This is a genomic window from Streptomyces sp. NBC_01716 (assembly GCF_036248275.1).
GTDB lineage: Bacteria > Actinomycetota > Actinomycetes > Streptomycetales > Streptomycetaceae > Streptomyces.
In genome coordinates this window covers 5,956,878-5,975,477 of the sequence record NZ_CP109181.1, presented here as the reverse complement: position 1 = coordinate 5,975,477, position 18,600 = coordinate 5,956,878, and the positions used below count along the sequence as shown (strand labels likewise).

At 70.0% G+C, this 18,600-nt stretch carries 14 protein-coding genes; 2 read left to right on the top strand and 12 right to left on the bottom strand.

The genetic code is table 11. The annotated features are described in order from the left end of the window. Window positions 1-46 precede the first annotated feature (46 nt). From OIE74_RS26310 to OIE74_RS26255, 12 genes are all read right to left on the bottom strand, one after another. A complete protein-coding gene (locus OIE74_RS26310; protein WP_329387783.1) occupies window positions 47-1,141 on the bottom strand; it encodes an SCO2583 family membrane protein in 1,095 nt (364 codons plus the stop codon). Between the two features lie 128 nt (window positions 1,142-1,269). Further along, entirely contained in the window at window positions 1,270-1,866 is a 597-nt protein-coding gene (locus OIE74_RS26305) for an SCO2584 family spore wall biosynthesis protein (protein ID WP_329387780.1), read from the bottom strand. Between the two features lie 70 nt (window positions 1,867-1,936). Further along, complete coding sequence (locus OIE74_RS26300) at window positions 1,937-3,229, bottom strand: glutamate-5-semialdehyde dehydrogenase (RefSeq protein ID WP_329387777.1); 1,293 nt, start codon at window positions 3,227-3,229, stop codon at window positions 1,937-1,939. Between the two features lie 140 nt (window positions 3,230-3,369). Beyond that, a complete protein-coding gene (locus tag OIE74_RS26295) occupies window positions 3,370-3,900 on the bottom strand; it encodes a hypothetical protein (RefSeq protein ID WP_329387774.1) in 531 nt (176 codons plus the stop codon). A 145-nt stretch (window positions 3,901-4,045) separates the two neighbouring features. Then, on the bottom strand, window positions 4,046-5,173 hold the full coding sequence (gene proB / locus OIE74_RS26290) for a glutamate 5-kinase (protein WP_329387769.1): 1,128 nt from the start codon (window positions 5,171-5,173) through the stop codon (window positions 4,046-4,048). 215 nt (window positions 5,174-5,388) lie between these two features. Continuing rightward, complete coding sequence (locus OIE74_RS26285; protein WP_329387766.1) at window positions 5,389-7,539, bottom strand: hypothetical protein; 2,151 nt, start codon at window positions 7,537-7,539, stop codon at window positions 5,389-5,391. A 141-nt stretch (window positions 7,540-7,680) separates the two neighbouring features. After that, on the bottom strand, window positions 7,681-9,183 hold the full coding sequence (locus tag OIE74_RS26280; RefSeq protein WP_329387761.1) for a bifunctional cytidylyltransferase/SDR family oxidoreductase: 1,503 nt from the start codon (window positions 9,181-9,183) through the stop codon (window positions 7,681-7,683). A 328-nt stretch (window positions 9,184-9,511) separates the two neighbouring features. After that, complete coding sequence (locus tag OIE74_RS26275) at window positions 9,512-11,548, bottom strand: glycosyltransferase family 4 protein (protein WP_329387756.1); 2,037 nt, start codon at window positions 11,546-11,548, stop codon at window positions 9,512-9,514. 405 nt (window positions 11,549-11,953) lie between these two features. Next, a complete protein-coding gene (gene obgE, locus OIE74_RS26270) occupies window positions 11,954-13,390 on the bottom strand; it encodes a GTPase ObgE (protein WP_329387752.1) in 1,437 nt (478 codons plus the stop codon). A gap of 134 nt (window positions 13,391-13,524) precedes the next feature. Beyond that, window positions 13,525-13,782: a 50S ribosomal protein L27 gene (rpmA, locus tag OIE74_RS26265; RefSeq protein WP_329387750.1), complete on the bottom strand. Its 258-nt coding sequence runs from the start codon at window positions 13,780-13,782 to the stop codon at window positions 13,525-13,527. A 14-nt stretch (window positions 13,783-13,796) separates the two neighbouring features. Next, window positions 13,797-14,120, bottom strand: coding sequence for a 50S ribosomal protein L21 (gene rplU / locus OIE74_RS26260; protein ID WP_078077375.1), 324 nt, complete (start codon window positions 14,118-14,120; stop codon window positions 13,797-13,799). 265 nt (window positions 14,121-14,385) lie between these two features. After that, window positions 14,386-16,560: an FG-GAP repeat domain-containing protein gene (locus tag OIE74_RS26255; protein ID WP_329387748.1), complete on the bottom strand. Its 2,175-nt coding sequence runs from the start codon at window positions 16,558-16,560 to the stop codon at window positions 14,386-14,388. A gap of 301 nt (window positions 16,561-16,861) precedes the next feature. On the opposite strand from OIE74_RS26255, the gene OIE74_RS26250 reads away from it, so the two are divergent. Continuing rightward, a complete protein-coding gene (locus OIE74_RS26250; RefSeq protein WP_329387746.1) occupies window positions 16,862-18,046 on the top strand; it encodes an acyltransferase family protein in 1,185 nt (394 codons plus the stop codon). Next, the gene (locus OIE74_RS26245) at window positions 17,991-18,590 is read left to right on the top strand and encodes an acyltransferase (RefSeq protein WP_329387742.1); all 600 of its coding nucleotides are present in this window, start codon (window positions 17,991-17,993) and stop codon (window positions 18,588-18,590) included. Before OIE74_RS26250 ends, OIE74_RS26245 begins: the two co-directional genes overlap by 56 nt. The last annotated feature ends 10 nt before the right edge of the window (window positions 18,591-18,600 follow it).

Below are 18,600 nucleotides of genomic sequence, written 5' to 3'. Positions count from 1 at the left end.
AAGTAGGCGACGGGAAGCGTCCGGGCCGCCGGCGCCCGGACAGGGATCAGCCGCGGGGCTGTGCGTTGTTGTCGAGGACGCCGCACAGCCCGGCGGAAGGCGGTCCCTTCACGTACGGATCGGTGCCCGCCGGTCCTGCGGGCGTCGCCCTGGCCCCGGCCAGCAGGGGCCTCAGGGTGGTCGGGGGCTCTTTCGAGCAGGCCTGCGGTCCTGCCTGTATCTCACTGGTCACCAACTCGGCCTGATGCCGGGGCAGGTCCTCGCGGTCGAGCCGGAAGTGCAGGGTCCGCCGGACGGTGAAGAGCGACGCGTCCTCCCGCGCCGGCTTCCCGGCCGGTTTCAGCGCGTAGACGAAGGTGTGGTCCGAGAGCACGTCGATCGTGCCGGGCGCCGACTCCGCGAACCGCAGCGTGCCCCTGACCCGGACGGCCGACTCGGCGAGCGCCACCCTCGAAGGGTCGAAACGCACCAGCCAGCCCGCGGGAGCGTGTCTGCCGTCGTCGGCGGGCTCGGCGAAGGTCTGGTCGAACTGGGCGAGCTGCCCCGGGTCCAGCATCATCCGCACCGAGCGCCGCTGCGTGCCGGTGAGGACGTCCGGGTCGAGGGACGAGGCCACGAGATAGTCCTTGGCGGTGGCCAGCGCGGCCATCACCTCGTTCTCCGTGAAGTGCGGTGTGCGGCGCGCCAGCGGCAGTGGGATGCCGGAGGCACCCGTGCCGAACTCCGCGGCGGGACTGCGCCGCAGCAGACTCTTGGGGTCGTCGCCCGGCACCTCTCCGGCGGGGGCGAGCGGGATGACCGTCATACGCAGCGGTTCCGCCGACCGGGTGAACGGCGGCCGGTACGGGGGCCGTACACCCACATAGACGGCGGTGCCGAAGGCCACGGCGACCACCAGCACCAGCAGCAGCGCCTGGACCGATCCCCTGCGGGGAGTCAGCGAGCCGGCGCGGGACCTCTCGGCGGGGGCGCGTCGGCGTACGGCATGGGAGTTGTCGCCCATCCGCTCCCGGGCTGAGAACTCCTGGAGCCGGGCAGCACGGACGAACGATTCGTCGAAGACGACGGATCGGAATTCGTCCTCGCCACCGCCGGGGGTTCCCTCAGGCGTGCCCTCGGGTGGGTCTCCGCGCCCTGCCATACCTTCAGGTTAGGTCGGCTCGGCCGAACATAAACTCGGACGCCGTCCCCAAGAACGACATGGGTCGGGGGGCGTCGGAGAGCGCTTTTCGGGGTACGCGCGAGGCTTCCGGGGGCGCCGAAGGCGATTCAGGGCGTGCTGCGCGGCACGGCCGAGACCTTGGGGACCGAATACTCCGTCGAGGTCGTGGGCCCGTCTCCGCCGCGCGACGCGTCGACGCCGGTCGTGGCGGGCGGCGGCACCCGGTCCTGACGGTTGCCCGACGCCCCGCGGTAGACGGCCGTGAACGCGAGAGCGACCATCCCGATGCCCATCACGACGGCGAGGACCCAGGCGACGGGCCGGTGCCAGCGGGCGCGGCCACGGTAGGGACGCAGAGAGCCGCCGTGGCGGCCGTACGGGCCGAAGTCGCCGTCGGGGTCGTCCGGGTCGTACGCGCCGCCGTACAGCCGCTCGTCGGCGTACTCGCCCGACGGGCCGTAGCCGTCCTCGTAACGCTCGTCGTCCGGCGGGCCGCCGTAGGGCCGGGCGCGGGCCGCCTCGGCGTCCGCGCGCGCCTGCGCGGCGGCCAGCAGCCGCTCCACGGCGGTCGGTTCATGAATGGGTGCGGACCGGATGAATTCCTCGTCGAACACCACGGAGGCGAAGTCCTCGTCCGCGCCTCCGCGGTCGTCGTCAGGCTCCCAGCCGTCCGGGAACGGCTTGCCCCCCACGTCGTCCGGCACCTTCTCAGAGTAGACCGGGGAGGACGTTTTCGGCAGAGACCGTGCAGATTCCCCGGGATTCCCCTCCCGGCTACCGTGTGTGACCGTCGCCGGTCACGATGTACTTGGTCGAGGTCAGCTCGGGCAGCCCCATCGGGCCGCGCGCGTGCAGCTTCTGCGTGGAGATGCCGATCTCGGCGCCGAAGCCGAACTGGCCGCCGTCGGTGAACCGCGTCGACACGTTGACGGCGACGGTCGTGGAGTCGACCAACTGGGTGAAACGGCGGGCCGCCGCCTGTGAGGTGGTGACGATGGCCTCGGTGTGCCCGGAGGACCAGAGCCGGATGTGCGCGACGGCGCTCTCCAGCGAGTCGACCACGGCAGCGGCGATGTCGTACGACAGGTACTCGGTCTCCCAGTCCTCGGCGGTCGCCGCCACGACGGTGGCCTCGGTGCCGCCCGCCGTCTGCGCGTACTCCAGCACCCGCTCGTCCGCGTGGACGGTGACCCCGGCGGCGGCGAGCGCGTCCAGCGCGCGCGGCAGGAACGCGGCGGCGATGTCCTGGTGGACCAGGAGCGTCTCGGCGGCGTTGCAGACGCTGGGGCGCTGGGCCTTGGAGTTGATGAGGATGTCGACGGCCATGTCGAGATCGGTCTCGGCGTCCACGTAGACATGGCAGTTGCCGGTGCCGGTCTCGATGACGGGGACGGTGGACTCCTCGACGACCGTACGGATCAGTGAGGCGCCGCCGCGCGGGATCAGGACGTCGACCAGGCCGCGGGCGCGCATCAGTTCACGTACGGAGTCACGGCTCTCACCGGGCACGAGCTGGACGGCGTCGGCCGGCAGCCCGGCCCCGCCGACGGCGTCGCGCAGCACGCGCACGAGCGCGGTGTTGGAGGCGTACGCGGAGGACGAGCCGCGCAGCAGCACGGCGTTGCCGGACTTCAGACAGAGCGCCGCGGCGTCCACGGTGACGTTGGGGCGGGCCTCGTAGATGATCCCGACGACGCCGAGCGGGACCCGGACCTGGCGCAGGTCGATCCCGTTGGGCAGCGTCGAGCCGCGCACGACCTCGCCGACCGGGTCGGGCAGCGCGGCCACGTCCCGTACGTCGGCGGCGATGGCCCGCACGCGCTCGGGCGTGAGGGTCAGCCGGTCGATGATCGCCTCGCTGGTGCCCGCTTCCCTGGCACGCGCGATGTCCTCACCGTTCGCCTTGATGATCTCCTGCGTACGGACCTCAAGAGCGTCGGCGATCGCCAGCAGTGCGTCGTCCTTGACCGAGCGCGGCAGTGGGGCGAGATCGGCGGCTGCGGAGCGGGCGCGGTAGGCGGTCCTGGTGACCGGTGTCAGGTTGTCGTACGGCGAGAGCGAGGTCATGCCCGCAGAGTAATGCGCGCGCTGCGGGCACTTCCCCCGTATCCCGTACTGCGAGACGGCCGCGGCCTTCACCGTGTAGGGCGGCCCCGGCCGTCGCCCCTGCCCTCGCCCCGCCGTCGCCCTTGCTGTTGTCCTTGCCGTCAGAACGGGTGGACGCCCACCGGCGCCGCCGGCGGCGGACCGTAGCCCTCCGCGATCCGCAGGTGGTACGTCTCGCGGTCGATGACCTCCAGGCCGACGATCTCCCAGGGCGGGAGCTTGGCGCTCGACCGGTGCTCGCCCCAGAGCCGTAGCGCGACCGCCGCGGCGTCGTGCAGATCCCTGGCCTCTTCCCAGTAGCGGATCTCCGCGTGGTCGTTGGCGTATCTGCTGGTCAGCAGGAACGGATGGTCGTGGGCGAGCTGTTCGAGGCCCCGTCTGACCTCGGTGAGCGGCGCCTGCGAACCCGACACGCTGAGCGTGATGTGCCACAGCTTCGACACCGCGCGGTCCTCACCGCGGCGCGACTGGGTCTGCCGGGACGTGCCCGGATCCTCCACGTCGTCGAAGTCGTCGAAGTCCGCCCCGGCTCCGACGCTGGTCAGCGTCCGTTCTTCCCCCGCGGCCCTCCGGGCGTGCAAGGTGCCTCCTCCTGACCCGAGGGACCCCGCCCCCGGGCGCGTTCGTCTCACCGGCGGCCTCCTGTTGCTGCTTCGTCGTACTGCTACCCCGCCTCTAACCCCTGAGACAAAGTTGACCAGCCCTGGGCGGGGCATGGGGTGGTTTCGGTAAAGGTCCCTTCCAAAAAACCGGACTTTCAGCCGTTTCAGGCGTACGTCAAGGATGCAGGATGACCAGATCGTCCCTGTGTACGACCTCCCGCTCGTACGCGGGTCCCAGTTCGCGCGCCAGATCCCGGGTGGAGCGGCCGAGGAGCTGAGGGATCTCCTTGGCGTCGAAGTTGACGAGACCGCGGGCCACGGCCCGGCCCGCCGTGTCACGCAGTTCGACCGGGTCCCCCGCGCTGAACTCCCCTTCCACCGCGGCGATTCCGGCGGGCAGCAGCGAGGTGCGGCGCTCGACGACGGCCCGTACGGCGCCGTCGTCGAGGGTCAGCGCGCCCTGCGGGGTCGACGCGTGGGCGAGCCAGAGGAGCCGGTCGGCGGACCGGCGGCCGGTTCGGCCGAAGTACGTACCCGTGTCGCGGCCGGCGAGGGCGTCGCCCGCGCGGCCGGCCGACGTCAGTACGACGGGGATGCCGGCGGCGGCGGCGATCCTGGCCGCCTCGACCTTCGTGACCATGCCGCCGGTACCGAGCCCCGCCTTGCCCGCGCTGCCCATGGAGACGCCGACCAGATCGGCGGGGCCGTCGACGCGCTCGATCCGTGAGCTGCCCGGCTTGCTGGGGTCGCCGTCGTACAGGCCGTCGACGTCGGAGAGCAGGACGAGCAGATCGGCGCGGACGAGGTGTGCGACGAGCGCGGCCAGCCGGTCGTTGTCGCCGAAGCGGATCTCCTCGGTGGCGACGGTGTCGTTCTCGTTGACGACCGGGACGGTGCCCATGGTGAGCAGCTGGTCGAGGGTGCGGTAGGCGTTGCGGTAGTGGGAGCGGCGGCTGGTGTCGTCGGTGGTGAGCAGGACCTGGCCGACGCGCAGTCCGTAACGCGAGAAGGACGAGGCGTAGCGCGCGACGAGCAGCCCCTGCCCGACGCTGGCCGCCGCCTGCTGGCGGGCGAGGTCCCGGGGCCGGCGGGCGAGGCCGAGCGGGGCGAGCCCGGCGGCGATGGCGCCGCTGGAGACGAGAACGATCTCCTTCTCGCCGCCGCTGCGGGCCTTGGCGAGTACGTCGACGAGGGCGTCGACCCGATCGGCGTCGAGCCCACCGGAGGCGGTGGTGAGCGAGGACGACCCAACCTTGACGACGATCCTGCGGGCTTCCGTTACGTGCTGCCTTGCCACTGTCACGCCCCGAACCTATGCCAGCGCCCACCACCACCGCGCGGTCGTTTCACGCGCTGGACAGCGCGCGGGGCCGCTCGGCTCGGCCGTCTGCCGGGCGCGTAGGGCACGGGTGCCGGTACGGCGTCGCCCCGGCGGGCGGCCGCGCGTATCGCCCCGTCACGCCTACGGCCCGGACCGCCCCCCTCAGGAGGCCGTCCGGGCCGTAGGCGTCGTGTGCGTCAGTGGGCCGCCGGTGCTTCCGCGGTGTTCGGGTCCGGGATCGGCGCCGGTTCCGCCGCGGGGGACTCCGGGTCCGCCGACGGTTCGCGTTCCGGTTCCGTGCCCGGCTGCTGCTCCTGGGCGCTCAGACGCTGGGTCACACCCGCGTTGCGGGCCGCCGCCTTGGCGCCCAGCGCGGACACCGCGGCGTTGAACTGTTCGATCGACGTCGGCTCGTCGGGGCCCAGCAGATACGTCTTCAGCTCGCGCCTCGCCGACGCCAGCCGGTCGGCTGTCGGGTCCGCGACCGCCGTCAGCAACTCGTCAAGTTCCGCCGCGCTGTTGGACAGGACGACCGCGGCCCGCACCGCGGTGTTCTGCCGCTTGAACTCCTCCACACCCAGCTGCGCCGAGTCCGTGACCGCGTACGGCTTGCCGCTCGCGATGAAGTCCGACACCACGCTGGAAATGTCCGAAACCATGCCGTCGGACTGGTTGAAGCAGTCGTACAGCTTGGGCTCGGCGCCCGTCACGACCTTGTGCTCCCACCACCCGAACGTCCGCCAGTACGCGTCGTTCCACTCCGCCCGCAGCGCCTTCGCCCGGTCCAGGCGGTCGTGGTCGGCGAGCGAGACGCGGGACTCCTCCGACTCGTCGCCGCCCGCGCGGCCCGGGGCCGTGAGCGCGGCGAGGCGCTCCTCGATACCGGTCAACTCGGCCCGCGCGGCGGCCTGTCCGGCCTGCGCGTCGGCGCTCTCCTTCGCCCAGCGGGGCTCCGCCGCACGCGCCGCGTTCGCCGCGTTCACCATCGCCGTGATCCGGTCGTGGACTGCCTTGGCCTTCTTGTCGCGGATCCCGGTGAAGGGGTGCGGCTTGTAGATGACCCGGACCGGCTTCTCGGCCTTCAGCAGCCCCTTGACGATGTTCTCGCCGGCCAGCAGGAGCGAGGTGTTACCGGGGTTGTCGTCCCAGCCCTCCCACGTGGGCGCGTACAGGATCGTCGGTACGGGGTGTCCCGGCGCGCCCGCGCTCGTCTTGATGGGCGCGAGCTGCGGCCGGCCCACCTCGACGATGTCGTCGTCGCGGACCCCGACGTCGGCCAGCGCGTAACGGTCGCGCCCGGCCCGCCCGGCGGTCCACACCTCGTCGTACACCTTGCTGAACGGGTTGACGCTGGCGATCTTGTCGCTGTCGCCGTGGCCGATGAAGACGTGCTTCATGGTCGGGACGCGCAGCAGGTGGATGTTCTTGCCGACGTTGGCCGCGTAGAGCGCGACCCGGACCGACGACAGGTCGAGGTTCATCAGGTGCGTGCCGCCGGGGACGCAGAGCACCGGCAGCCACGTCGGGGCGAGTTGGGTCATGATGGCCCGCTCGCGCAGCAGGACCAGCGGCCGGCCCTCGGACTGCTCCAGCGTCTCCAGCCACATGTTGACCTGGTACGCGGACTCCTTGGAGCCGGAGAAGTACAGGACCACCGAAGGCTGGTACTCCCGCAGCCAGTTGTCGACCGCGCCGAGCACGATCGGCGGCTGCGGCACGCGGCGGCTGCGGCGCAGGTAGGGCACGAGCAGCAGGAGGTAGCCCAGGCCCAGCCCGAGGGTGATGCCGAGTCCCGCGTACCCGTACGCGTCCGTGCCTGACTCGGCGGCGGCCAGCAGACCGGCCATCGCGAACACGTCGAGGTGGAGCATCTTCTCGGCGGAGCGGTTGACCAGGTAGTTCGGCGGGGCGTCCGGGATGCGCAGGGCGTGCAGGTCCACGTTGCGGGCGACGACCGGCATGCCGCGGCGCAGCCGGATCAGTGTCGCCAGCGCGCCCTGCGGTGCCTGGACGCCGTAGAAGAGCAGGAAACCGGCGACCGCCGCGTAGAACAGGGGCTGCTCGGCCAGGCCCATCCGGGCCAGCAGCAGCACGAGCAGCAACTGGCGCACCAGGAAGCGGATCGACAGACCGGCCCGGACCTTGTTGAGCCGGTTGACCAGATAGCTGTTCCGCTGGTGCAGATATCGGTCCGCGCCGTAGGTCACGGCGCAGGCCGCCGCGAAGAACCAGAGGTTCGGGATCAGCGCTGCGAGCATGACGCACGGGTATCCCAGCCCCAGCAGGGCCGCCGCGGCCAGCTCGGCGCGGCTGCCCACACGGGCCAGGCGAATTGCGGTCGAAATCACGAAGAACCTGCTCCAGGAGAGGGTGCCGGTTATTTCACAGTTGGCGGGAATTGTGAAGTCGGGGCTTCACGCACACGGGCCTCTGCAATTCGCCGAATGGCGACCGCAAAGGCCCGTTTAATGCAAACTTATGGTGAATTATTACACATCTTCCTGGCGGTCAAGAACGGAGGCCAGCGCCTGCTCGAATCCCGACGCCTCGGAAGACGCCTCCCGGGTCGGGTCCTGCTGCCTGACGTCGATCACATGACCTGTCAGCTCGGAGAGCAGAACGTCCAGCGACGTACGGGCCACGGCCTCCGACGAGAGCAGCGAGCCGGCGGGCTCGGTACCGAACGCCTTGGTGCGCATCGGCGTCGCGGTGCGCTCCGGATTGACGCAATTCACCCGGATGCCGTCCCCCGCCCATTCGTCCGAGAGAGCCTGGGTGAGATTCACCATGGCCGCCTTCGTGGACGAATAGAGGCTGTATTCGGCGCGGCCCCGGGTGTAGCTGCTCGACGTGTAGAGGAGCAGCTGGCCCTGGGTCTCGGCCAGATACTTGTACGAAGCGCGGGCGATCTGGACAGGCGCCAGATAATTGACGTTCAGCGCTTCCTGGATCGTCGTGTTGTCCGTCTCGGCGAGTTTGCCGATGCGCAGGACACCCGCCGTGTTGATGACGTAGTCGATCCGGCCCGTCGCCGAGTACGCCTTCGACAGCGCGTCGTCGACATGCTCCGGGTTCTCGACATGGGTGCCGGTGGTGGAGCGGCCCAGCGCGTACACCTTCGCCCCGTACCGCTCGGCGAGGGCCGCGATGTCCGCACCGATGCCGTACGAACCGCCGAACACCACCAGCGTCTTGCCGGAGAGCAGTTCGCGGTAGGCCGCCTCGTCCGCCTGCACGGGGGCCGCGGTGGAGGCGAGCTGGAACAGCTTGTCGGCGATGAAGACGTCGACCGGCTGGGTCACCTTCATGTTGTACTCGTCACCCGCGACGACGTAGATCGGCACGTCGGGCAGATAGCGCAGGACCACCGAACAGTCGTCGGTGGCCTGGAAGTTGGGGTCGCCCGCCGCGATCTCGTACGCCTTGCGGATCGTGGAGAGCTTGAACGCCTGCGGCGTCTGGCCGCGCCGCAGGCGCGAGCGGTCGGGGACGTCGGTGATGAACTCGCCGTCACCGCCGTGCGTGCGGGTCACGATGATGGTGTCGGCGGACGGGATGGCGACGTCGACGGCCTGATAGCGGCCGAGCGCGTCCACACAGTCCTTGATGACGCGCTGTGACAGAAGCGGACGCACCGCGTCATGGAACAGGACGTTGCGGTCCTCCCCCTCGGCGAGCCCCTCGCCCAGCGCCGAAATGGCCCGCTCCGTCGTCTCGTTGCGGGTCTGGCCGCCCTCGATGACCTTGGTCACCTTGGTGAGGCCGGCCTTGGCGACGATCTTCTCCACGTCGGGCACGAAACCCGGTGCCATCAGCACGATCACATCGTCGATCGAGTCCGACTGCTCGAAGATCGACAGCGTGTGCTCGATGACAGCCTTCCCCGCGATCTTCAGCAGCTGCTTGGGGATCGACAGGCCCACGCGCTGGCCGGTACCACCGGCGAGCACGACTGCCGTGGTACGGGGATGGGCTGCATGCGGCACAGACACAGAACGACCTACCTTGAGACGAGTGGGGGACGCTGTGATGGTCGCACTCTCCGTGACCGTCTCGCAAGGCGGACGCCGGATGCCCCTCACCTACAGGAAACCATCTGTTCACCCTCTGGCCAGCCAGATTGGGACCGAGCCCGGCCAACTGCGGCGTGACCGACACCACATCACCACGACCACCAGGCAGTTACCTGCACCGGACCTTTACTTCGCGTCCGCGATTTCCCGAACTCGGTCCATCCGCGATCCGACCTCGGTCCGACCGCCATATAAGCGCTACGTAAGCGAATTCCGCCGCGCGTGAGCGGCTTCCGCGATTACCACGCTATTTCTGCGGAGCGTCCGCCACGTTGACGATGAGGTCGTTGGTCCCCATGTACATGATCCGCACCCGCACCCACTGGGCCGGCCGGCTCCTCAGTTTACGGACCACTCGGCGCACCGGTCCCCACGGCCTCCTCTTACGGACTTCCGTGACCGGGTATTCGTAGATCGGCCGCTTCTCCACGACGTCGTCGAGCACCCGCGCGACCTTCACCGGCGCGGCGTCCGGAGCGTACTTGAGCAGCAGGTCCCACGACTCCGACCTGGCCACCTGGCGTCCGGCCGGTCCCGAAGCGGGGAAGGTGAAGCGGAATCCGCGCTCCCCCTCCCGGCTGCCCGCGTACGTCAACTCCACGGCGGGCTTGCTCCGTCGGCGTACCACCAGCGAAGGCTCCTGCGCCATCGTGCCCGCGCCCAGCAACTCGCCCACGACCGTGATCCGTTTGCCGTCGACACGGATGTCACCGGCCTCCGCGTGGACCGGCCGGACCCAGGCGCGGAGCGCGAGATGTTTCTGGGGCCGTGTCGCGTACGGGACAAGATTGTGGACGGGCTCACCGTGCCGCGCACGTTCGCTAGCGCTCATCGCACCGCGCTGGTCGATGGAGCGCGCGGCGATCCGTACCCGCCGCCCGGATTCAGGGAGTTCGGCGAAGCACTCCCAGACACCCTCGCTGAACTCCGCGTCCGCCGGAATCGTGACCGAGCCGTTGCCGGACAGCGGGAAGACGCGCTCCTGGGTGCGGACATCGGCGCGCACACAGACGAGCTTCAGCCCCTCGTGGACGACGGCCGCCGCCTGCGGCGCGACGAGCGAGAAGGCGAGCGCGCCGCCGGACTCCACCACACAGTCGGCGACCGGCATGAAATCGCCCACGGCCGCGCGCTGGGCGGCGACGGTCCGCAGCTCGCCGAAGAGCTCCTCGTACTTCTTGGCGACCTGGCTCGGATCGAACCGTGAGGCGTTCCGTACGGCCGCCGTGCTCATCCTGCGGCGCAGCGGCTCGTCGTCGATCAGTTTGAGCAGCGCGTCGGCGACCGCGCCGGGGTCGGAGACGGGCACCAACAGGCCGTCCACACCGGGCTGGAGGATTTCCCGGGGGCCGTAGTCGCAGTCGCTGCTGACGACGGGCAGGCCGCAGCGCATCGCCTCCACGAGGGTCATACCGAAGGACTCGTGACGCGAGGTGGACGCGGCGATGGCGCCCTTCGCCCACTCGGGCTCGATGGGCGAGACGGAGCCCATGAGCCGCACGCTGTTGTAGAGGCCGAGCCGGTCGATCTGCCGGCGCAGGTTCTCCTTCTCCGGGCCGCCGCCGTAGATCCGCAGGTCCCACTCGGGGCGTACGGCGACGACCTTGGCGAACGCGTCGACCAGCACGCTGTACTGCTTCTCGGCGGACAGCCGCCCTGCGGCGACGACCGTCGTGCCCGAGCCCGTGGACGGCTGGATCGACGGCTCGGGAACGCTGTTGGAGATGGCGAGCACGCGGGTCGCGGGCAACGGCATCTTGGCGCGGTAGACGGCGGCGTCGCCCTCGGAGACGGTGACGTACGCGTCGAGCGCGTCGATGTGCTGGTACATCTCGTTGCGCAGCGCGGGCTTGTGGTGGTTGTACGTCATGTGCTCCTGGCCGATGAGCACGGCGCTCGCCGGGGCGAACTGGGCGACGTACGCGGCGAGTCCGGGTCTGGTGCCGATGACGACGTCGGCGTCCGAATCCGCGTAGTGGTCCCTGACCCGCTCGTCGGTCAGCTTGCTGTACTCGCGGTAGCGCGCCTCGTTCCGGGGGAAGTACTCGGCGGGCTGGAGATGGAGCGGGTGGTCCTTCTCGTACGCCGGGGACTCCTTCCAGGTGTGGATGAGCGGGACGAGCGTGATGCGCGGGTCGACGTCGAAGAGCGGGACGGGCCGGTGCCTGAAGACCGAGACGATCTCCACCTCATGCTGGTCGGCGAACTCCTCCGCGAGGTTGAGCGTGGTGCGGATGGTGCCGCCGATGCCATAGATGGTGTGGATGAGGAAGGAGATCTTCATCAACGCTCCGTTCGGTGTTCGGAATCCTGGGCGGTCATCCCAAGTTCCCCTTCAGGTCCGGACGGGTTCACGCAGCCGTCACGGCTGTGCCCCGCATGCAAGACGGGTGAACGCGGCCGACGGTTGTGCGAGCACTTGAAAAGAAACCGCATGAGTCATTATTCCGCCCATATCCGTCAATGCGCGCAGTTGGCTTTCGGCCATCCGGGCGCGTTAGGCCGTACGGGCATGACGAAGGCCGTGGTCCGCTCCGGATGGAGCGGACCACGGCCTTGACGACGGCGGGGGCGGATCGGGGTGCCGGGGGGCGCGACGGCGCGTAATCGTGTCGTCACCGCTCGAATTCGATGCTTACGGCACCGAACGGGGTTCGGACGCGAACAGGCCGGAGCCCGGCCGGAATCGCTAGAACGGCCTGAACTCGTCGTACTCCTTGTCCGCGTCGTCCCGCTCCGCGTCCCGGTCCCTGCGCCGAACGGCGGCCGGGCGCGGCGCGTCGAGCCGGTGGTCCTCGCCACGCCGGCCGAGCATCTCGGCGCCGGCCATCACCGTCGGCTCCCAGTCGAAGACGACGGCGTCGTCCTCGGGGCCGATCGCGACGCCGTCGCCGGAGCGGGCGCCGGCCTTCACGAGTTCACCCTCGACGCCGAGTCGGCTGAGCCGGTCCGCGAGATAGCCGACCGCCTCGTCGTTGCTGAAGTCGGTCTGCCTGACCCAGCGTTCGGGCTTCTCGCCCCGTACGCGGTAGAGGCCGTCCTCCTCCAGCCCGACCGTGAAGCCCGAGTCGTCCACCGCCTTGGGCCGGATGACGACCCGGGTGGCCTCCTCGACGGGCCTCGCCGCGCGCTGGGCGGCGATGATCTCGGCGAGCGCGAAGGAGAGCTCCTTGAGACCGGTACGGGCCACGGCGGACACCTCGTACACACGCAGGCCGCGCGCTTCGAGTTCGGGCCGGATCATCTCGGCGAGGTCCAGGCCGTCCGGGATGTCGATCTTGTTGAGGACCGCGATGCGCGGGCGGTCGTCGAGGCCGCCGTACTGCTTGAGCTCCTCCTCGATCATGTCGAGGTCGGAGATCGGGTCGCGGTCGGACTCCAGCGTGGCCGTGTCCAGGATGTGCACGAGGACCGAGCAGCGCTCCACATGGCGCAGGAACTCCAGGCCCAGGCCGCGGCCCTGGCTGGCGCCCGGGATCAGACCGGGGACGTCCGCGATGGTGTAGACGGTCGAACCGGCCGTGACGACACCGAGGTTGGGGACGAGCGTGGTGAACGGGTAGTCGGCGATCTTGGGCTTGGCCGCGGAGAGTACGGAGATCAGCGACGACTTGCCGGCGCTCGGGTAGCCGACGAGCGCGACGTCGGCGACGGTCTTGAGCTCCAGGACGATGTCGCCCGACCGGCCGGGCTCGCCGAGCAGCGCGAAGCCGGGGGCCTTGCGGCGGGCGGAGGCGAGGGCTGCGTTGCCGAGGCCGCCGCGACCGCCATCGGCGGCGACGTAGGTGGTGCCCTGGCCGACGAGGTCGGCGACGACGTTGCCGTTCTTGTCGAGGACGACCGTGCCGTCGGGAACGGGCAGGACGAGATCCTGACCGTCCTTGCCGGAACGGTTGCCGCCCTCGCCGGGCCGGCCGTTGGTGGCCTTGCGGTGCGGCGAGTGGTGGTAGTCGAGAAGCGTGGTCACCGACTGGTCGACGACCAGGATGACGTCTCCGCCACGGCCGCCGTTGCCGCCGTCCGGGCCGCCGAGCGGCTTGAACTTCTCACGGTGGACGGAGGCGCAGCCGTGGCCTCCGTTACCCGCGGCGACGTGCAGCTCGACGCGGTCCACGAAGGTGGTCATGGTGGTGCCTCCAGTACATACGGAAATTCCTGCGTTCAGACAGTTGAACAAGCGAAGGGCGGACCCGCTTCCCCTACGGGAAGTGAGGTCCGCCCTCGCGAGAAACCGATCGAAATCGCTCTACGGGTACCGAATTACTCGGCGACCGGAACGATGTTCACGACCTTGCGGCCACGGTGGGTGCCGAACTGGACCGCACCCGGGGCCAGCGCGAACAGCGTGTCGTCGCCACCACGGCCCACACCCGAACCGGGGTGGAAGTGGGTGCCACGCTGACGGACGAGGATCTCACCGGCGAGCACGACCTGACCGCCGAAGCGCTTCACGCCGAGCCGCTGAGCGTTCGAGTCGCGCCCGTTACGGGTGGACGATGCGCCCTTCTTGTGTGCCATGTCTCCTCAGTCCCTTACTTCTTCGCGGCCGCGGGAATAGCGGTGACCTTGATCGCCGTGTACTGCTGGCGGTGGCCCTGGCGACGGCGGTAACCGGTCTTGTTCTTGTAGCGAAGGATGTCGATCTTCGCGCCCTTGTGGTGGTCCACGACCTCGGCGGTGACCTTGATGCCGTTCAGGACCCACGGGTCGCTGGTCACGGCGTCGCCGTCGACCACGAGCAGGGTCGAGAGCTCGACCGTGTCGCCAACCTTGGCAGTGGGAATCTTGTCAACCTCAACGATGTCGTCAACAGCAACCTTGTGCTGACGACCACCGCTGCGCACGATGGCGTACACGCGGATCTCACTCTCGCTCGGAACGGGACTCCTGATGCCAGCCGCCACATCCGGATGGGACGAGCGGCCTCCGCCGACGGCGTCGATGACAGCCACCGGCAGGTGAGGTGCTCAGGAGCAGGCGCGCAAAGAAACACGCCGAGGGTCAACAGTACGGGGCGGCTGTGTGGGGGGTCAAACCAGGTGGGGGCGGCCCCACTCCGGGAGGCGCCCCCTTTCGACCGTGCGGTCGGTTCCGCGCTCGGTCAAACGGTCGGTTCAGCGGTCAGTTCAGCGTGGCGAATCCGTTCCAGCCCGTCCCGATCTTGACCGGCTTGGCGAAGCCGCCGGCGCCGTTGCCCGTGTACCTCCACAGCAGGCCCCCCGCGTCGCGGGCCACCAGATCGTCCTTGCCGTCCTTCGTCAGGTCACCGGCGCCGACAATGGCCGTGAAGGGGCCCCAGCCGGGGCCGACCTTGACCGCCGGGCCCAGGGTGGATTTGCCGGTGCCGAAGTGCCGCCACAGAATGCCCGCCGCGTCCCGCGCCAGCAGGTCGGCGTGGCCGTCGCCGTTCAGGTCCCCCGCACCGATGGGGGTCTTGGTCTTCCAGCCGGCGGCGAGGAGACCGACCTTGGTCAGTGCGGCCTTGCCGTTGTGGCGGTAGAGGTAGAGGTCGCCGGTGGACGTCTGACGGGCAATCAGATCCGGACGCTGATCACCGGTGAAGTCACCGGAGACGGCGAAGGCGTCGAAGCCGGTCCAGCCCGTGCCCACGGGCGTGGAGGGGCTGTTCGGGGTGACCGGCTTGCCGTACGCGGGGTGGTAGGCGCGCAGACCACCGGCGGCGTCACGTACGAGGACGTCGTTCACGTTGTTCCCGTCCACGTCACCGAAGGGGATCAGCGTCGAGGTGGTCGGCCAGGTGCCGCCCTGGACCTTCGCCGAGTACACGCCCGACGCCTTGCCCTGGTAGATGGTGAGCGCGCCCGCGGACGTCTGCGCGAAAAGGTCCACGAAGCCGTCGGCACCGACGTAGTCGCGACGCTCGGACGGCTTCGCCGGCGGCTCGGGGTCAGGTTCCGGGTCCGGGTCCGGGTCCGGGTTGGGATCGGTCAGGCCCGTGCCAGCCGTCCACAGCTGGCCGGTGAAGCTCCCGACCGACTCGTGCCACACGGCGGTGGCCCGGCCCTCGGGACCGCCGGCGACCTGCCCGATGGCCACACCTGACGGCTTCCTGCTGAGCTGTGTCGGCGCGGTCCAGACTCCGTCGACGCGGGCGGCGTGCAGGAAAACCCGCCCGTCCTCGCCCGTCGCGGCGTTCTGCACCCAGCCCGCCTGGACCGTGCCGTCGGGGCCGATCTCGGCGTCGAACTGCTCAGGAACGTACTCCGTCGACAGGGTTCGTACGGCGGACCAGTCGCCGGTCGTCGACCGGGTGACGGTACGGACGCCGAAAGTGTCGCGCCAGTCGACCCACACCACGGTGATCTCCCCGTTCGGGGCGACCAGCGGCCGGGGGTCGAGGGCGTTGTCGACCGGGCCGACGGTCTCGATCGGGCCCCACTCGGTGCTCCCCGCCGGGCGGACGACCACCTCGAACTGCTCGGCCCCCTCCAAGTCGCCGGAGGCGGTCCACACAAGCACGGCCTCGCCGTCAGGACCTACGCCGGCCCGGACGCCACTGGCCGAGGACGTGGGGGCGGAGAGCGTCCGGGGAGCGGTCCACCCGGTGGCGCCGACGGGCTTGTCGACGGCCTTGACCGTATTACGCTCGGGGCCGTACTCGCTCCACACGGCGGTCAGTGATCCGTCGGGGGCGACGAGGACCTGCGGGACACCTTCGAGAGTCTCGGCGGGAGTGTCGTCGAGGCGGACGGCCGACGACCATGCGCCGTTAGCTCCGTCGCGCTCGGAGGCGTAGACCTGGGTGGAACGTCCGCTGGACTGGTTCCAGACCGCGACGGCCTTTCCGGACGCGCCGATCGCCGTGGTCACGTCGAAGAGCCGGGTGCCCTGAGCGATGTCGACCGGGTTGGACCAGGCGGTGGCGCCGGCGACGAGCGTCGAGGTGCGGATGGTGTTCTCGCTGCTGGCACGCACCCACGTCAGGGTGACGGAACCGTCCGGCGCGGGCAGCAGCTGTACGGTCTCCCGGCCCGCGTTCAGCGTGTCGATCACCGTCGGCGCGCCCCAGGTCCCACTGGCCGCGGGGCGCACGGCCACACGGAGTTCGAGCTGGGAGGTCGCGGGGACCTCCCGGTACATCGCGGCGACCACAGTTCCGTCGGGCGCGGTCCGTACATCGATGACGTCCACGCTGTCCGTGGTACCGGTCAGTGCGGTCGGGACGCTCCACGGGCCGGCCGCGTCGGCGCGCGTGCCGGTGGCGGTGGGCTCCGGCGCGGCGGCAGTCGCGGTCGTCGCGACCGCGCCCGAGGCGACGATGCCCAGTGCGAGCACCGGTACGAGTGAAGCGCCGAGGATTCTTCGTACGGTCGCACGGCGTGGCTGAACGTTACTTCTCAAGTTTTTCCTCCGACTACCTGTCTGCGGGCATGGAGGGAACGCGGCGCCACCGCCGCTATCGTCACGCGAAGCAAGCCCCCCGGCCCGATCCCCCCAAGTAGACAGAGAGTAACAGCGCCTCCACGATGGGCACCCGTCCTTTTCCGGAGGTCGAACGGAGGCCTACGGGTCTGCAAGGAGTCGTGGGGAGAGATCGCCGTCCGCCTGATGCGAAGACACACCCTAGGGTGTCGTGATGGTCTCTCCCTTCTCGCCGGTCCGGGCCGGAAGCCCGGCGTCCAACTCCGCTCCCGTCGATGCCGGTGCCGGTGCCGGGGAGCGGGATCCGTTCTTCGACAACGCCAAGTACCTGGCCATCGTCCTGGTCGCCGTCGGGCACTCGTGGGAGCCGTTGCCGGGCAGTGGGCGGGTGGTCGAGGCGCTGTACAGCTTCGTCTACGCGTTCCACATGCCCGTCTTCATCGTGATCGCGGGGTACTTCTCGCGCGGCTTCGACATGAGTCCGAAGCGGGTGTGGCGGCTGGTCACCGGCATCCTGGTGCCGTACCTGGTCTTCGAGGTGGCATACACGCTCTTCCACCGCGCGGTGGAGACCCCCGGTTTCCCGCTGACGCCGGCGGATCCGTACTGGATCCTGTGGTTCCTGCCCGCCCTGTTCCTGTGGCGGATCACCACCCCGTTCTGGCAACTGGTCCGGTGGCCGGTGGCTCTCTCCGTGGCCGTCGCCGCGCTCGCGTCGATGTCGACCGGGATCGGGGACGATCTCCAGCTGATGCGCGTCCTTCAGTTCCTGCCCTTCTTCGTGCTGGGACTCCGGCTGCGCCCCGAGCACTTCGCGTATCTGCGCCGCACCTGGGTGCGGGTCGCGGCCCTGCCGGTCGGTCTGGTCGCTCTGCTGGTGGCGTACTGGTCGGTGCCGCGCATGTCCACCTCGTGGTTCTTCCGCAGCTACAGCGCCCGCCAGCTGGACGAGCCGGTCTGGGCCGGAGCGGCGATGACCCTGCTCCTGTTCGCCGTGGCGCTCGTGCTGGGCGCGTGCTTCCTGGCGTGGGTGCCGCGCCGCCGTCTGTGGATGACCGCCCTGGGCGCCGGCACGCTCTACGGCTATCTGCTGCACGGCTTCTTCATTCGCAGCGCCCGGTTCCTGGGCGGCTACGACGACCCCTTCCTGGAAACCCCTTCGGGCCGGATCGCGGTGACCCTGGCCGCCGCGCTGCTGGTGACCGCGCTGTGCACGCCGCCTGTACGACGGGTGTTCCGGTACGTGGTGGAGCCCCGGATGGAGTGGGCACGGGCGGCCGGAAACGGGCCGGTGACCCCGACGTATGCTCAACCGTCGGAAACGTACACGGAGAGGCGCCAGCGTGAACTACAGGGTCCAGCCCACCGCCCAGGTCGATCAGACCGCGGTGGTCGGTGACGGGAGCAGTGTCTGGGAGCTCGCGCAGATCCGGGAGAACGCGCGCCTGGGTGAGAACTGTGTCGTGGGGCGTGGCGCCTATGTCGGGACCGGGGTGCGGATCGGGGACAACGTCAAGATCCAGAACTACGCGCTGGTGTACGAGCCCGCGGAGCTGGCCGACGGTGTGTTCATCGGGCCCGCCGTCGTCCTCACCAATGACCTCAACCCCCGTTCCGTGGACTCCGACGGCAAGCTGAAGCGCGGTTCCGACTGGGAGGCGGTCGGCGTGAAGATCGAGGAGGGCGCCTCGGTGGGTGCCCGGACGGTCTGCGTCGCGCCCCTGCGTATCGGCCGCTGGGCCATGACCGCCGCGGGTGCGGTGGTCACCAAGGACGTACCGGACTTCGGTCTGGTCGTGGGCGTTCCCGCCCGGCGGATCGGGTGGGTCGGGCGCGCCGGGGTGAAGCTCGTGGAGCGGGACGGGGAGCCCGGTGTGTGGGAGTGCCCCAGGACCGGCGCGCTGCACGACGAGAAGGACGGTGTGCTCACCGAGCGCCGCTAGACACCTGTAC

Bases quoted from the DNA above. Each gene is read 5' to 3' on its own strand.
- OIE74_RS26310 (WP_329387783.1), bottom strand. From the start codon at position 1,141: ATGGCAGGGCGCGGAGACCCACCCGAGGGCACGCCTGAGGGAACCCCC.
- OIE74_RS26300 (WP_329387777.1), bottom strand. From the start codon at position 3,229: ATGACCTCGCTCTCGCCGTACGACAACCTGACACCGGTCACCAGGACC.
- OIE74_RS26275 (WP_329387756.1), bottom strand. From the start codon at position 11,548: ATGAAGATCTCCTTCCTCATCCACACCATCTATGGCATCGGCGGCACC.
- obgE (WP_329387752.1), bottom strand. From the start codon at position 13,390: ATGACCACCTTCGTGGACCGCGTCGAGCTGCACGTCGCCGCGGGTAAC.
- rpmA (WP_329387750.1), bottom strand. From the start codon at position 13,782: ATGGCACACAAGAAGGGCGCATCGTCCACCCGTAACGGGCGCGACTCG.
- OIE74_RS26250 (WP_329387746.1), top strand. From the start codon at position 16,862: ATGGTCTCTCCCTTCTCGCCGGTCCGGGCCGGAAGCCCGGCGTCCAAC.